General features: G+C 71.1%; 17 protein-coding genes and 1 pseudogene. 10 read left to right on the forward strand and 8 right to left on the reverse strand.

From position 1 onward, the window contains the following. Positions 1–5: 5 nt before the first annotated feature. Positions 6–419 carry a hypothetical protein gene (locus ACZ79I_RS23515; protein WP_471505542.1) on the forward strand — a complete coding sequence of 138 codons (414 nt, stop codon included), beginning with the start codon at positions 6–8 and terminating at the stop codon, positions 417–419. A gap of 542 nt (positions 420–961) precedes the next feature. Here the strand turns inward: ACZ79I_RS23515 and ACZ79I_RS23520 are convergent. Further along, positions 962–1,306: pseudogene (locus tag ACZ79I_RS23520) on the reverse strand (Scr1 family TA system antitoxin-like transcriptional regulator); the annotation flags it as partial. Here ACZ79I_RS23520 and ACZ79I_RS23525 point away from each other — a divergent pair. After that, the gene (locus ACZ79I_RS23525; RefSeq protein ID WP_471499457.1) at positions 1,305–1,553 is read left to right on the forward strand and encodes an ATP-binding protein; all 249 of its coding nucleotides are present in this window, start codon (positions 1,305–1,307) and stop codon (positions 1,551–1,553) included. The pseudogene ACZ79I_RS23520 and the gene ACZ79I_RS23525 sit on opposite strands and share 2 nt — an antisense overlap. Before the next feature lie 8 nt (positions 1,554–1,561). On the opposite strand, the gene ACZ79I_RS23530 is transcribed toward ACZ79I_RS23525, so the two are convergent. Next, complete coding sequence (locus tag ACZ79I_RS23530; RefSeq protein ID WP_471499458.1) at positions 1,562–1,771, reverse strand: hypothetical protein; 210 nt, start codon at positions 1,769–1,771, stop codon at positions 1,562–1,564. Positions 1,772–2,120: 349 nt separating this feature from the next. On the opposite strand from ACZ79I_RS23530, the gene ACZ79I_RS23535 reads away from it, so the two are divergent. Next, complete coding sequence (locus tag ACZ79I_RS23535; RefSeq protein ID WP_471499459.1) at positions 2,121–3,101, forward strand: hypothetical protein; 981 nt, start codon at positions 2,121–2,123, stop codon at positions 3,099–3,101. 24 nt (positions 3,102–3,125) lie between these two features. Here the strand turns inward: ACZ79I_RS23535 and ACZ79I_RS23540 are convergent, their stop codons facing one another. From ACZ79I_RS23540 to ACZ79I_RS23560, 5 genes are all read right to left on the reverse strand, one after another. Next, positions 3,126–3,512 carry a hypothetical protein gene (locus ACZ79I_RS23540; RefSeq protein ID WP_471505167.1) on the reverse strand — a complete coding sequence of 129 codons (387 nt, stop codon included), beginning with the start codon at positions 3,510–3,512 and terminating at the stop codon, positions 3,126–3,128. A gap of 65 nt (positions 3,513–3,577) precedes the next feature. Next, positions 3,578–3,868, reverse strand: a complete 291-nt coding sequence (locus tag ACZ79I_RS23545) for a hypothetical protein (RefSeq protein ID WP_471499460.1) — start codon at positions 3,866–3,868, stop codon at positions 3,578–3,580. A gap of 190 nt (positions 3,869–4,058) precedes the next feature. Further along, on the reverse strand, positions 4,059–4,664 hold the full coding sequence (locus ACZ79I_RS23550; RefSeq protein WP_471499461.1) for a phage tail tube protein: 606 nt from the start codon (positions 4,662–4,664) through the stop codon (positions 4,059–4,061). 159 nt (positions 4,665–4,823) lie between these two features. Further along, positions 4,824–5,237, reverse strand: coding sequence for a hypothetical protein (locus ACZ79I_RS23555; RefSeq protein ID WP_381081450.1), 414 nt, complete (start codon positions 5,235–5,237; stop codon positions 4,824–4,826). A 405-nt stretch (positions 5,238–5,642) separates the two neighbouring features. Continuing rightward, a complete protein-coding gene (locus tag ACZ79I_RS23560; RefSeq protein ID WP_471499462.1) occupies positions 5,643–6,137 on the reverse strand; it encodes a helix-turn-helix domain-containing protein in 495 nt (164 codons plus the stop codon). 244 nt (positions 6,138–6,381) lie between these two features. Here ACZ79I_RS23560 and ACZ79I_RS23565 point away from each other — a divergent pair, with 244 nt between their 5' ends. Genes ACZ79I_RS23565 through ACZ79I_RS23575 form a run of 3 tightly spaced genes read left to right on the forward strand, consistent with a single transcriptional unit; the run spans position 6,382 to position 7,548 of the window. After that, positions 6,382–6,681, forward strand: a complete 300-nt coding sequence (locus ACZ79I_RS23565; RefSeq protein ID WP_471499463.1) for a WhiB family transcriptional regulator — start codon at positions 6,382–6,384, stop codon at positions 6,679–6,681. Beyond that, complete coding sequence (locus ACZ79I_RS23570) at positions 6,674–7,351, forward strand: hypothetical protein (RefSeq protein WP_471499464.1); 678 nt, start codon at positions 6,674–6,676, stop codon at positions 7,349–7,351. Before ACZ79I_RS23565 ends, ACZ79I_RS23570 begins: the two co-directional genes overlap by 8 nt. Then, a complete protein-coding gene (locus tag ACZ79I_RS23575; protein ID WP_471499465.1) occupies positions 7,348–7,548 on the forward strand; it encodes a MerR family transcriptional regulator in 201 nt (66 codons plus the stop codon). Before ACZ79I_RS23570 ends, ACZ79I_RS23575 begins: the two co-directional genes overlap by 4 nt. Before the next feature lie 148 nt (positions 7,549–7,696). On the opposite strand, the gene ACZ79I_RS23580 is transcribed toward ACZ79I_RS23575, so the two are convergent. Continuing rightward, positions 7,697–8,986: a glycosyltransferase family 39 protein gene (locus ACZ79I_RS23580; protein WP_471499466.1), complete on the reverse strand. Its 1,290-nt coding sequence runs from the start codon at positions 8,984–8,986 to the stop codon at positions 7,697–7,699. Positions 8,987–9,172: 186 nt separating this feature from the next. Between ACZ79I_RS23580 and ACZ79I_RS23585 the strand changes: the two genes are divergently transcribed. The 4 genes from ACZ79I_RS23585 to fusA all read left to right on the forward strand — a co-directional run bounded on the left by ACZ79I_RS23585 (position 9,173) and on the right by fusA (position 13,530). Further along, positions 9,173–10,150 carry a glycosyltransferase family 2 protein gene (locus tag ACZ79I_RS23585; protein WP_471505169.1) on the forward strand — a complete coding sequence of 326 codons (978 nt, stop codon included), beginning with the start codon at positions 9,173–9,175 and terminating at the stop codon, positions 10,148–10,150. Positions 10,151–10,520: 370 nt separating this feature from the next. After that, the gene (gene rpsL, locus ACZ79I_RS23590; protein WP_003948652.1) at positions 10,521–10,892 is read left to right on the forward strand and encodes a 30S ribosomal protein S12; all 372 of its coding nucleotides are present in this window, start codon (positions 10,521–10,523) and stop codon (positions 10,890–10,892) included. 2 nt (positions 10,893–10,894) lie between these two features. Continuing rightward, complete coding sequence (gene rpsG, locus ACZ79I_RS23595) at positions 10,895–11,365, forward strand: 30S ribosomal protein S7 (protein WP_030345396.1); 471 nt, start codon at positions 10,895–10,897, stop codon at positions 11,363–11,365. A gap of 38 nt (positions 11,366–11,403) precedes the next feature. Further along, on the forward strand, positions 11,404–13,530 hold the full coding sequence (gene fusA, locus ACZ79I_RS23600) for an elongation factor G (RefSeq protein ID WP_471499467.1): 2,127 nt from the start codon (positions 11,404–11,406) through the stop codon (positions 13,528–13,530). Positions 13,531–13,599: the final 69 nt, after the last annotated feature.

The raw sequence follows: 13,599 nt of genomic DNA on the forward strand, positions 1-13,599 counted from the left end.
TGGCCATGGCCGGAGTTATCGTGATTTTTCTGGGTATAGTGGCTTGTTTTCTGAATCTAGACGGCCTTTTTGTTTTCCTGAAGCTGCGGAATCTGAAACGCTATGGTGTCGAAGGTGAAGCAGTGTCAGAGCTTCAGGAATGGATCAGCAGCGGCCATCGCGTCTACTACAAGGTCCTGGTGTCACAGACCTCGCCCCGGAAGAGATCGCCACGGTTCATCGAGGTCGGGCCGGAGCCCCGGGGACCGGTGGGCACGGTTGTCCCGGTGGTGTACGACCGCAGGAAGCCGAGTCGGGCGAAGACGGGGACGCTTGCGGATATCGATCTGTCCGACGAGTGGGACGGAGTGAAGCTGCACTGGGGTACAGGGCTCGTATGCATCGGTGTGGGCTTGGTACTCGTGCTCGTCTTCCACTGAGGCGCAACAGTCGGGCGGCCGACCTCGTGGGCAAGTGGTGGATCTGTGCCATCGGCGGCTCTACGGGGCTCGGCAAACGCCGGCGGGGCCGGCACGAACTCACCAATTGCCGACCTGCGCGGTGTGTATCGCGGCGCTCTGCTCCCCCAGAGGCGCTCGCCGCGAGTGGTTGCGCAGCCTCTTCGGCCGGCTGCGGGCCGAGCGGCAAAAGTACGAGAACCGATGTGCGGGTGATGACGCCGCCCAGTAGGGCCGTGAGGAAGTCGTCGACGTGAAGGCCGAACTGCATCGAGGTGGTCGGGCCGAGGTCTCCGGTGCTCCTGGTCGAGCGGCGCCGGGCAGGATGCCGCCCCTACGGATTCGCCCGCAGCAGGCCCGCCCCCAGGGCACCCGCGAACTCCGCCCATGCCTTCCGGTTCGCGGTGGCCCAGGGCATGTCCGGGTGCTTGGAGTCGCGGATTGCGATGCGGGGGCCGGTTTCGGCGTCGAAACTTGGCCAGTTGGGCGGGGGCGTCGATGAAGACGGCCCCGGTGGGGGCGTCCACCTGCACGGTGTCCAGGTGGGGGCTGGAGGCCGCTGCGTAGAGCACGGAGTCGCCGGCCATGGGGAATCCGCCTGCGCTGAACGGGATCACGAGCAGCGTGACGGTGTCGCGCTCGCTTTCCGAGAGCAGGTGCTTGAGCTGTGCGCGGGCCATCTGACGCCCGCCCACCTGCATGCGGAGGGCCGCCCCGTGAATCAGGCCCTGGTACGGCACCGGGGCCTCCTTGGTGGTCACGCAGTGTCGGGCCAGGCATTGCGCGATGCGGAGCTCGACCTCCAGATGCGGAACTGCCGGGATGAACAGGTCGAAGAGAGCACGGGCGTGGCTCTCGACTTGGAACATGCCGGGCAGGTGGGCGCTCGCCGGGCTGGAGCTGGCGCTGGGGGCCGGGCGGTGGTTCGTGCCGCCACTGCCGTGGGTGACGGTGCTGGATCGCGCGCCCGATCGGATGCCTGGACTGTGCGCGGGGAGCGGTCCGTTGGCCGGGGGCGGGCAGGGGCTGCGGCTCGTCGAGGCGGTGTCCCGGCGGTGGGGGTGGCATCGCGCGGGGTTCGACGAGAAGCGGGTCTGGTGCACGTTCGTGGTGTGAGCGGGCCGCTACGGCCGTCGGTGGTGCTGTGCCCGTCGCGCCTCCGTCAATGCGTCCGACCAGCCGGCCGCGTAGGCGTGTGACTCGCGGGCGAGCAGTTCCTCGTACAGCCGGTCCAGCAGGGCTTCGCGGTCGGGGGCGGGGGTGCGCAGGAGGCGGGCGAGGCGGGTGTAGGCGTCGATCGGCTGCTGTGGGGAGTTGCTCGTGCCAGTCACCATGTCTGCCTGCTTTCCGGTCTGTCCGCTGGGCTGGTGGTACAGGTGGCGCCTCTGGGGTGCGTGCGCGCCCCCTATTCGAACGAGTGTACGAGCAATCCGGGGGTGTCGTTCCGTGTTTGGCCGGGACGCCCTCCCGGCCCATGTCCGGACCTGCGCCGATGCGGGGTGCGGTGAAGTTCGTGTCGGTCTCGTGGAGTAGGATCCGGCCGTCCTCCCGTCGGTGAATGAAGCGTGAACAGCGGTCCTCATCAGGGGAAGTGAGGGGCTGTCAGACGACGGTGGACGGCGGTGGGGCAGCCGTCCTCGCGCGGGGGCGCGATGGGGCAGGGACGAGAGCAAGGCCTATGGGGTGGATCGGGACGCGAACGCGCGGCATCAGCATGCGATCGACTGGCTTGAACCAGCCCCCGATCTGCCACATCTCATCGCCCGTGTCTCCGAGCTCGTCCTCCGCCTCGGATACGCGCCGGACGAGCTGGTGATCCTTCCCCGGGGCGAGCTCGACCGGCGCGAACTGTCCGCCTACAGCGCGGGCTGGGCCGATGTGGTCGACGAGCAGCTGCCCGCGATACGGAGGGCGTACGAGGAGCGGATCACCGCGGCCTACCTCCAGGGGCAGGAGGACGCCCGCACGGGACGCCGCCCGCGCCGGGCCCGTCGGCCCGAGGGCGAGCGGGGCGGCGGCGAGGTGATACCGCTGCCCTACGTCCAGCTCCTGCGCCCCCCTTCGGAGGTGACGCGGGTGGAGAGACGCGGGGAGCGGGAGCGGTCCGTGGCGGACGGGACACCGGTGCGGGGGCACGGCGCCGGCGGTGCGGCCGGGGCGTCCGGGGCGTCCCGCGATGCCCCTGCCGCGCCGTACGGCCGTGAGGAGGGGGCCCGCGAGGGGGGCGGTCGGCATGCGGCCGACGCGCTCCCGTCCGTTCCCCCTCCACCGCCCAACGGTACGGAGACTGCCGCCGATGCCGGGGACGAGTCACGGGACCCGAGCGGCGGGCCGACGCCCGGTTCCGCGGCCGACATCCTGTTGTCCGCCCGCGAGATACGCGGGAAGCGGTCGGCGCCGTCGGACCGGCGGCCGGTGGTCCGCCGCAACGGGCGGCCCAGCGTGCCCCCGCTCGACCGACCCGGTGAGGCGGGGGCCGGGCGGGACAGGGGACGACGGGCGGAGCCGGAGGAATGGCAGGAGGATCCGGCCGAGTCCTCGGCGCCCCGGGGCGCGGAACGGCCCCGGCTGTCGGACCGGGCCCGCGCCCTCGCCGACGAACTGGAGGGGCGGGCGGCCGGCCGACGGAGCGACGAGCAGCCCGGGCCGTCGGACTCCCGCTGAGCGGGTGCGGGACCGCCCGCTCGTTCAGGCGAAGAACCCGGCCAGCTGATGCGGGGAGGGCGCCCCGGTGCCGGTGCCGGTGCCGCCGCCGGTGTCGGCCGGTGCCGCGGCGGTCCCTTCTGCGGCACCGGGCCCGGCGCCGTCCGGCTCCTCCACCGGGTCCGCAGGGCGCGGCACCGGAGCCGGCGGTTCCGGCTGGTCCCCGTCCTCGGCCGAGTTGACGCAGGCGAACATCCAGTTGGCGGCCGCCAGATGGTCCACGGCGGCCGCCAGCAGATGATCCGTCACCGACCAGTCGGCCGCCTCGCCGTGCAGCTCCCGGTTGAGGGCGCTGTCCCGCGGCAGGTGCTTGACCAGCACCGCGAGACGACGGGCGGAGAGGCGGTCGCGGTGCCAGTCGAGCAGGTCGATGCCGTAGTAGCGGAGCAGGTCCGCTTCGAGGGCCTCGGCGTGTTCGTCGACGAACCCGACGAGGCTCAGTCTTCCCCCAGGCCGAGCCCGGTCTCCTTGCCGTAGGCCTCCAGGACGGCGGCGATGTCCTGCATGGTGACCTCGTGCCGCTCGAACCTGGTGAACTGCTGCTCGCCCATGAGCAGTCGCAGCAGCCCGTCCACGTCGTTGTCGTCGAGCTTGCGCAGCGACTTCGCGGTCGCGCGCGTCAGCTCGGTGGGCAGGGTGTAGGTCTCGCCGTCGAGCTCGAACGACCAGGTGCGGCCGAGGGCTTCCAGGCGCTGGGCGCGGGCGGCGTTGACGTCGAAACGGGCCATGGTGATGTGTGCTCCTTGTGCGTCCGTGGGGCCCCGGGGGCCGAGTGGGTCCTGACAGGCGGATGGGCGGGGCGGGCGGGGCGGCACCGGCCGCCCCGCCCGGTGGATCGGCCGGTGGATCGGCCGGTGGATCGGCCGGTGGATCGGCCGGTGGATCGGCCGGTGGATCGGCCGGTGATCAGCCGGTGACTCAGACCAGGTACGAGGCGTCCTTCATCACGAAGCTGGCCAGCGCCGACCCGTCGGCCGCGGCCATGGCCGTGAAGGTGATGCCGAGCTGGGCCGCGGCCTTGCGGGCGAGCTTGATGTCGTCCGACGCCGTGACCTGGCCGCGCGGCACGCCGAAGCGGTAGGTCACGGTGGAGCCGTCGTCGGCCCGGACGTCGGTGAACTCCAGGCCGAGCGCCCGGGCGTCGGCGTGCGGCTGGTCCGCGACGTTGTACCGGTAGACGCCCGGGTTGTTGGTGGCGTCCACCGCGTTGACGGCGCCGCCGCCCATGAAGAACGGCAGCGTGTCCTCGTTGAACTGCATCAGCGAGAACTTCAGCGTCAGGTCCCGGTCCGAGTAGACGAAGTGGACCGGGCTGACCGCCTGCCACACGTCGATCGGCTCCAGCTTGTCCTTCTTGCTGAAGGTGACGCCTTCGCCGCTGGTGAAACCGAGGTTCTTCCAGCCGGTGCCCCAGTCGGCGGCGGAGTCGCCGGTGAAGGCGGTCGGTACGGCCGTGCCGGGGGCGGCGACGTAGAGGCGGCCGACGCCGGCGATGCGGATCTCGGAGGAGTTGGTACCTGCCATGGTTGGTTATCTCCTTGTACAGAGGGTTGTTGGGCTGCCGTCCCCGTGTTGGTCCGGGTACGGCGAAGGCCCCGCCGGGGGTGGCGGGGCCTTCGGTCTGTGGGGGGGCGGTGGGAACACCGCCCGGGCGTGAACGTCCGTGGTGCTCAGCAGTGGTGCTCAGTAGACGTTCAGGAACACCTTCAGTACGGCCACGTAGCGGTTGGCTCCGGAGTAGAGGTAGTCGGGCAGCCAGCGCGGGCCGTCCATCTCCTCCACCTCGGTGATCTGGTTGGTGCCGTAGGTGTTGCCCGCCGCGGCCATCAGGGCGCGGCGCGCCGAGTTGGCCAGGACGTGCGCGTCGTGCTTGGTCGGGCCGTACACCTCCAGCTCGATGAGCGGCTGGTCGACGTGGAGCTGGCCGATCCAGGCGCCGCCGCGCCGGTTGACGAGGACGGCGGCGGCCGTGCCGTCGAAGCCCGTCGGCGGCTGCACGGTGACGAGCGCCGTGGACAGGGCGGAGTCGGCCTGCAGGATGTCGACGACCAGGGCCTCGACATCGGGGAAGGCGCTCGGTGGGGTGGGTGTGGTCATGCCGGGTCACCTCGGGACGACTGGGCGGAGTGAGAGACACCGGGCGGGCGCCGCGCGGGGGGAGGGGAGGGGCCGCGGCGCCCTGGCCCGGCATACGGCGAGACGACCTGGCCCGCCTCGGGGGCACAGCTCCGCCGCTGCACCAACTGTGACAGGTGAGCGTGCGCGCGCGCAACTAAATCGGGGAGGTGCTTGCGACGAGGGGGGCGGGAGCGGTGGAAAGGCCGGGCGGGGAGGCGGCGGCCGGCCGGCGGGCGAGGCGATGGGGCGGGAGGCGGTGAGCGGTGAGCGGTGAGCGTTGGGGAACTGCCGGGGCTCCGGTTGGTGCGTGCGGCGGGGGAGCCGGGCGAAGACGGTGCGGGTGATGTGAACCGCCGCCGCGGGTGCCGGCCGCCGGTGGTGAGGTCAGTCGGCGCCGAGGGAGGTCCCTGTCGCCGGCTCCATCGGCGTCCGCCCGTCCTCCAGCGCCTGGGCCGCCTCGGTCTCCGCCTCGCTCGGCAGGAACTGCTCCACGACCCGCACGAACATGTCCCGCCGGTCGGTGGGCACGCCCAGCAGGTCGGCGACCTCTTCGAGCGTGGGACGGCGGGCGAACTCCGCGCTGGGCGCCGGGGCGACCAACTGGTCGTGGGGGTCCGCCAGTTCCTCCGCGGTGAGCCGGCCGGAGCGGATGAGCATGTCGCGCACCGGCACGCCCAGGGCGCGGGCGAGTCGGCGCGTGGTCTCCAGGTCCGGCATGCTCTGGCGCTGCAGCAGGCGGGTCACGGCGGCGCGGTGCACGCCCGCCTCGTCCGCGATCCGCGACTTGCCGCCGCCGCGTGGGCTGTCGATGTCGTAGCCGCGGTCGCGCATCAGGCCCTCGACCCACGCGGCGAACGCCTCCAGATCCTGGCTGGTCATCGTGTGCTCGCTTCTCTCGGGGGGAAGGCAAGTTTAGCTTGCTTGCGCGCGCGGAATTACGTGCTCTCGTGCAAGTAATGCGGAGAAGCGGAGAAGCTGTCGGGATTCGAGGCATCCGTAAGGAGGGCGTTGCGGACGGTGACCGAAAAATGTTGCGAGCGCGCACGCAATCTGTAACCGTATGGGTGTTCGCTCCGCCTGGCTCGTCCCCGAGCCGGCGTTCCCGGAGCCACAGGGAGGTCCCATGTCCGCATCCAGCTCATGCCCACCCGCACCGGCCTGGCGGTCCGCCGCCGCCTGCGCCGGGCTTCCGCCGCGCGTCGTCTTCTCCAAGAAGCCCGGGGAGGCCGCCCCCGCCCTGCGCGCCTGCGCCCGCTGCACCGTGCGCCGCGCGTGCGAGGAGACGGTGGCCCCGGCCGAGAACTGGTTCGACGGTGTCTGCGGCGGCCGCCTCTGGCGCTCCGGCCGGCCGGTCCCCGTACCGGCCCGTCACCTTCCGGCGGCCCTGGCGTACCTCCCCGCGCAGGGAGGTTCCGTTGCCTGAGGAGAGCAGTGCGGCCCACGCCGCCCTCTGGATCACCACCCTCCTCCAGCAGTTCCCGGAGCTGTCCGCCGAACTCGTCCCGGGCCGCACCACCCCCGCCCACCACCGTCCCTCGGCCCCGCCCCCGCCCGGCCTCGCCGGCCGGCTCCGCGAGGAGCGCGAGGAGGCCCTGCTCCTGCAGCAGCGGCACGGCCTCGTCGCCCCCGGGCACAGCGCGGCCCCGCTGCGCCTGCACATCTCCGACGCCATCCGCGACATCACGGACGGCGTGATCGAACTGGAGGAGGCCGTCCGCGACCGGCTCGGCCTGCCCCGGGCGCGCCGCGCCCCGGTGCCCGAGCGGCTGCGCCGCATCGCCTCCCTGCTCGACGGCATCGCAGCCGACCCCGTCCTGGCGGCACATGTGCGCGACGAGACACGGCGCATGGCCCGCCGCTGCGCCCGCGCCCTGGGCGACACCGAGACCGTCGTACGGGTCTTCGGCCGCTGCCCCTGGTGCGACTCGGTCTCCCTGCGGGCCTTCCCCGACCGCAGCGCGGTGCTGTGCGTCAACCCCGCGTGCCGCTGCCCGGACCCGGTCTGCGGCTGCCACGACGATCCGGCCTACCGGCACACCTGGGACGAGGGGGAGTGGGAGCGCGCGGCGGTCACCGGGGAGGCCGGCGCATGACCGACGGCCTGCCGGCGCTGATCCCCGGCCCACTGGCCGCCCGGGAGGCCGGTGTCGCCCCCGCGACCATCCGCAAGTGGGTCCAGCTGGGCCGTCTCAAGCCGGCCGGCAGAGCGGGCCGGGCCCAGCTCTTCCGCCTGGAGGACGTCTTCGCCGCAGAACGCGCGGCCCGTGGGACGGCCCGCCGGCTGCGGTGATCGGCGCGGCGGGGCGGGATGCGGCACGGCACGGTGGGGCGGCGGGGCGGGTCGGGATGCGGCGCGGCGGGCGGCGCGGCGGGGCGGGGCGGGGCGGGTGCGCGGGGGAGCCGTGCGGGAATCCGCGGACCCGCGAGGATCCACCGTTCTACGGAATCCCCAGCTCGAAGATCACGTAGTGCGCGTACCACCCCGACGCCACCGCCGCCGTCGCGAAGAACACCGTCAGGCTCGGCCACTTCAGCCGGCTCAGGGCCGCCGCGGGGGCGAGCAGCAGCGGGAAGGCGGGCAGCAGGTAGCGGGCCGTGTTCCCGAACATCTGCTGGGTCCCCAGGATCGTCACGATGCTCGCCAGGGTGTACGCCACCAGTACCAGCGGCGGCCTCCTGCGCAGCATCAGCGCGATCAGGAAGGGCAGCGCGATCACCAGCTGCACGGCCAGCAGGTCGGGCACGGTGAAGGCGAAGAGGTACTTGTTGTGCCCGACCGCGACGTTGCGCAGGACGTCCAGGGTGTAGGCGCCCCAGTCGAAGTAGTGGGCCCAGCCCTTGCGCTGCAGGGTGAAGTAGGCGGTCAGGTCGTTCGAGCCCAGGCCCACCCAGACGATGTAGGTGATCAGGCCGAGCGGCGCCGCGACCATCGCGTACACGGGTCCGGCCACTCCGTGCGTCCGCCGGCTGTCCCGCCGTGCCACGGTCACCAGCGCCGCGAGTCCCACCGCGCCGATGAGCGTGGCGGCCGTGGGACGGCTCAGCCCGGCGAGGCAGGACAGCAGCCCCGCCGCCACCCAGCGGTGCTTCATCACGGAGTGGCAGGTCCAGGCCGCGATCGCGACGAACACCGACTCCGAGTACACGGCCCACTCGGCGCCCGCGCCGGGGGCCACGGCCCACAGCCCGGCGGCGATCGTGCCCGCCCGGGTGCCCGCCAGGGTGGACACCACCGCGTAGATGCCGGCGGCCGCGACGAACGACGCCAGCACGGAGACGAGCAGCGCCGAGCCGAACAGGCCCAGCGTGGTCACCTCGGACACCCCCCGGATCAGCCCGGGGTAGAGCGGGAAGAACGCCACCGAGTTCTGCTGCACGGTGAACAGGCCGCCCCCGCCCAGCGGCTGCAGCGGCGCGGGGTGGTAGCCCTTCTCGGCGACCTGGAGGTACCACCAGCCGTCCCAGGTGCCCAGGACGTCCCACCAGTGGGCGCCGCCGCCGAAGCGCGGGTTCTTGCCCTTGTAGTCGCCGCCGTACTCCAGCAGGCAGGCGAAGACGGTGAGGCCCACGAGCTTGGCGGCGCCGTACAGCGCGAGCGGGGCCGCGTACGGCCGCGCGCCGGCCGGCAGGGCGGGGCGGCGGCGCCAAGGAGGCCGTTCCGCCCGTTCGTCCTGGTTCTCGTCGGAGGGCGCGGAGCCCGTCGCCGTGCCGCCGTAAGCCGTGCCCATGCCCCTGATACCCCCCTGGTCGCCCGACCGTCCGAGCCGGACGACGCTCTCGGACCCACGGGTCCTCATATATGCGTCATAAGATCACGCCGGCGTTGCATCGTAACGGCGGGTGGGGAGCGACGGGTGGGCGAGACGATCGACGGCGCGACCGACGGCACGACTGTGCTGTCGGTCGTCATACCCATGTACAACGAGGAAGAGGCCCTGCCGGCCCTCGTCAGCCGGCTGCGCCCGGTCCTGGACGGTCTGGCGGAGCCGTACGAGCTGGTCGCCGTCGACGACGGCAGCACGGACCGCACCCGTGAGCTGCTCGCCGCCTTCCGGCTCGGCTGGCCGGAACTCCGCGTCGTGGCGCTGCGCCGCAACTCGGGCCACCAGGCAGCCCTGACGGCCGGTCTGGACCGGGCGGTGGGCGCGTACGCCGTCAGCCTCGACGCGGACCTCCAGGACCCGCCCGAGAAGATCCCCGACATGCTCGCGCTGGCCCGCGGCGAGGGCCTCGACATCGTCTACGGCATCCGCGCCGACCGCGCCAGCGACACCGGCTTCAAACGGTGGACGGCCGGCATCTACTACTGGCTCGTGCGCCGCCTTGCAGGACCGGCCGTGCCCGCCCAGGCCGGCGACTTCCGGCTGCTGAGCCGGGCCGCGGTGGACGCCCTGAAGGCGCTGCCGGACCAGCAGCGGGTCTACCGCCTCCTCGTGCCCTGGCTGGGGTTCCCCAGCGGCCGGGTCAGCTACGAGCGCGCGCCACGTACCGCGGGCCGTAGCAAGTACCCCCTCGGCCGCATGATCCGGCTCGCCGTCGACAGCATCACCGGCTTCTCCGCGGCCCCGCTGCGCCTGGCCACCTGGCTCGGCGGCTTCGCGTTCCTGGTCTGCCTGGCACTGATGGCCTACTCGCTCGGCGCGTACGCCCAGGGGCACACGGTTCCCGGATGGACCTCGCTCTTCACCGGGGTCCTCTTCATCGGCGCGGTCCAGTTGATCTGCGTCGGCCTGCTCGGCGAGTACGTCGCCCGCATCTACACGGCCGTACAGAACCGTCCGGCGTACTTCGTGGGCCACGACACGCGCGAGACGGATCACACTCCGCCGGTCCGTGTGCCCGGGGCCCACAATGCCGGGGACGACAGGAATACCGCCGCCCCGGCGGGGTAGACGAGGGGAGCGTCCGTCTCCCGCGCCCGCAGCCGGTGGCCGCGCGGGTGCGCGCCGGTCGTTCCGTGCCATGTGGCGCGCCACACACCCGACGCGCGGCCCGGACGGCGGGGACGCCGGCCGTGATCGGCCCCGTTGCTTTTGTTTTGACCGGAGTCAGTGCGCTAGGTACGCTCAGACCTTGTGCCTGGGGTGTGCCCTGGCTCTCGTGCGTGCCTGCAAACCGCACCGGGGGCCGTCACCGGCCACCGTAATCTGCGCCTCTTTCTGCCTGGCGGCGGGAGTCCGCGGGATTCGACACACCCGACCGCGTGGGTCGGCGACGTTCCAGGTTAGCTGTACCCATCGGCACACAGAAACCGGAGAAGTAGTGCCTACGATCCAGCAGCTGGTCCGCAAGGGCCGGCAGGACAAGGTCGAGAAGAACAAGACGCCCGCACTCGAGGGTTCCCCTCAGCGCCGTGGCGTCTGCACGCGTGTGTTCACGACCACCCCGAAGAAGCCGAACTCGGCCCTGCGTAAGGTCGCGCGTGTGCGTCTGACCAGCGGGATCGAGGTCACGGCCTACATTCCGGGTGAGGGACACAACCTGCAGGAGCACTCCATCGTGCTCGTGCGCGGCGGCCGTGTGAAGGACCTGCCGGGTGTTCGCTACAAGATCATCCGCGGCTCGCTCGACACCCAGGGTGTCAAGAACCGCAAGCAGGCTCGCAGCCGCTACGGCGCCAAGAAGGAGAAGTAAGAATGCCTCGTAAGGGCCCCGCCCCGAAGCGCCCGGTCATCATCGACCCGGTCTACGGCTCTCCTCTGGTGACCTCGCTGATCAACAAGGTGCTGCTGAACGGCAAGCGCTCCACCGCCGAGCGCATCGTCTACGGCGCCATGGAGGGCCTGCGCGAGAAGACGGGCAACGACCCCGTCATCACGCTCAAGCGCGCTCTCGAGAACATCAAGCCGACCCTCGAGGTCAAGTCCCGCCGTGTCGGTGGCGCCACCTACCAGGTCCCGGTCGAGGTCAAGCCCGGCCGTGCCAGCACCCTGGCGCTGCGCTGGCTGGTCGGTTACTCCCGCGCCCGTCGCGAGAAGACCATGACCGAGCGTCTGCTCAACGAGCTCCTCGACGCCTCCAACGGCCTCGGTGCCGCGGTGAAGAAGCGCGAGGACACGCACAAGATGGCCGAGTCCAACAAGGCCTTCGCGCACTACCGCTGGTAGTCGCTACCCCATCGAGACCGAGAGAAGACTGAAGCCTTATGGCTACCACTTCACTTGACCTGGCCAGGGTCCGCAACATCGGGATCATGGCCCACATCGACGCGGGCAAGACGACCACCACCGAGCGGATCCTGTTCTACACCGGCGTTTCCTACAAGATCGGTGAGGTCCACGACGGCGCTGCCACCATGGACTGGATGGAGCAGGAGCAGGAGCGTGGCATCACGATCACCTCTGCTGCCACCACCTGCCACTGGCCGCTGGAGAACGTCGACCACACCATCAACATCATCGACACGCCGGGTCACGTCGACTTCACCGTCGAGGTGGAGCGTTCCCTGCGCGTGCTCGACGGTGCCGTGACGGTGTTCGACGGCGTCGCCGGCGTCGAGCCCCAGTCCGAGACGGTGTGGCGTCAGGCGGACCGCTACGGCGTTCCGCGCATCTGCTTCGTCAACAAGCTCGACCGCACCGGTGCCGAGTTCCACCGCTGCGTCGACATGATCTCCGACCGCCTGGGCGCGCAGCCGCTGGTCATGCAGCTGCCGATCGGTGCGGAGGCCGACTTCAAGGGCGTCGTGGACCTGGTCCGCATGAAGGCCCTGGTCTGGTCCGCGGAGGCGACCAAGGGCGAGATGTACGACACCGTCGACATCCCGGCCACGCACACCGAGGCGGCCGAGGAGTGGCGCGGCAAGCTGCTCGAGGCCGTCGCGGAGAACGACGAAGAGCTGATGGAGCTGTACCTGGAGGGCGAGGAGCCCACCGAGGAGCAGCTCTACGCCGCGATCCGTCGTATCACCATCGCGTCCGGCAAGGGCACCGGCACCACCGTCACCCCGGTGTTCTGCGGCACCGCGTTCAAGAACAAGGGCGTCCAGCCCCTGCTCGACGCGGTCGTGCGCTACCTGCCGTCCCCGGTCGACATCGAGGCCATCGAGGGTCACGACGTCAAGGACCCGGAGACGGTCGTCAAGCGCAAGCCGTCCGACGACGAGCCGCTGTCCGCGCTGGCGTTCAAGATCATGAGCGACCCGCACCTGGGCAAGCTCACCTTCGTCCGTGTGTACTCCGGCCGTCTGGAGTCCGGCTCCGCCGTGCTGAACTCCGTCAAGGGCCGCAAGGAGCGCATCGGCAAGATCTACCGCATGCACGCGAACAAGCGTGAGGAGATCGACTCGGTGGGCGCCGGCGACATCGTCGCGGTCATGGGCCTGAAGCAGACCACGACCGGTGAGACGCTGTGCGACGACAAGGCCCCGGTGATCCTGGAGTCCATGGACTTCCCGGCGCCGGTCATCCAGGTCGCCATCGAGCCCAAGTCGAAGGGCGACCAGGAGAAGCTGGGCGTCGCGATCCAGCGCCTGGCCGAGGAGGACCCGTCCTTCCAGGTCCACTCGGACGAGGAGACCGGCCAGACCATCATCGGCGGCATGGGCGAACTGCACCTCGAGGTGCTGGTCGACCGCATGCGCCGTGAGTTCAGGGTCGAGGCCAACGTCGGCAAGCCGCAGGTCGCCTACCGCGAGACCATCCGCAGGAAGGTCGACAAGGTCGAGTACACCCACAAGAAGCAGACCGGTGGTACCGGTCAGTTCGGCCGGGTGATCATCTCGATCGAGCCGATCGAGAGCGGTGACACCTCCTACGAGTTCGTGAACCAGGTCACCGGTGGCCGTATCCCGAAGGAGTACATCCCTTCGGTCGACGCCGGTGCCCAGGAGGCCATGCAGTTCGGCATCCTCGCCGGTTACGAGATGACCGGCGTGCGCGTCATCCTGCTGGACGGTGCCTACCACGAGGTCGACTCCTCCGAACTGGCGTTCAAGATCGCCGGTTCGCAGGCGTTCAAGGAGGCCGCCCGCAAGGCCAGCCCCGTGCTGCTCGAGCCGATGATGGCCGTCGAGGTCACCACGCCCGAGGACTACATGGGCGAGGTCATCGGTGACATCAACTCCCGTCGTGGCCAGATCCAGGCCATGGAGGAGCGTGCCGGCGCCCGCGTCGTGAAGGGCCTGGTTCCGCTGTCGGAGATGTTCGGCTATGTCGGCGACCTCCGCAGCAAGACGTCGGGTCGCGCGAGCTACTCGATGCAGTTCGACTCCTACGCCGAGGTTCCGCGGAACGTCGCCGAGGAGATCATCGCGAAGGCCAAGGGCGAGTAACGCACCCCGTTCACACGCTTTAGGCTTGACACCGACCGCCGGGGATCCGATCCACGGCCGAGACCCCGG

This window comes from Streptomyces sp. PSU-S4-23, from assembly GCF_055632315.1.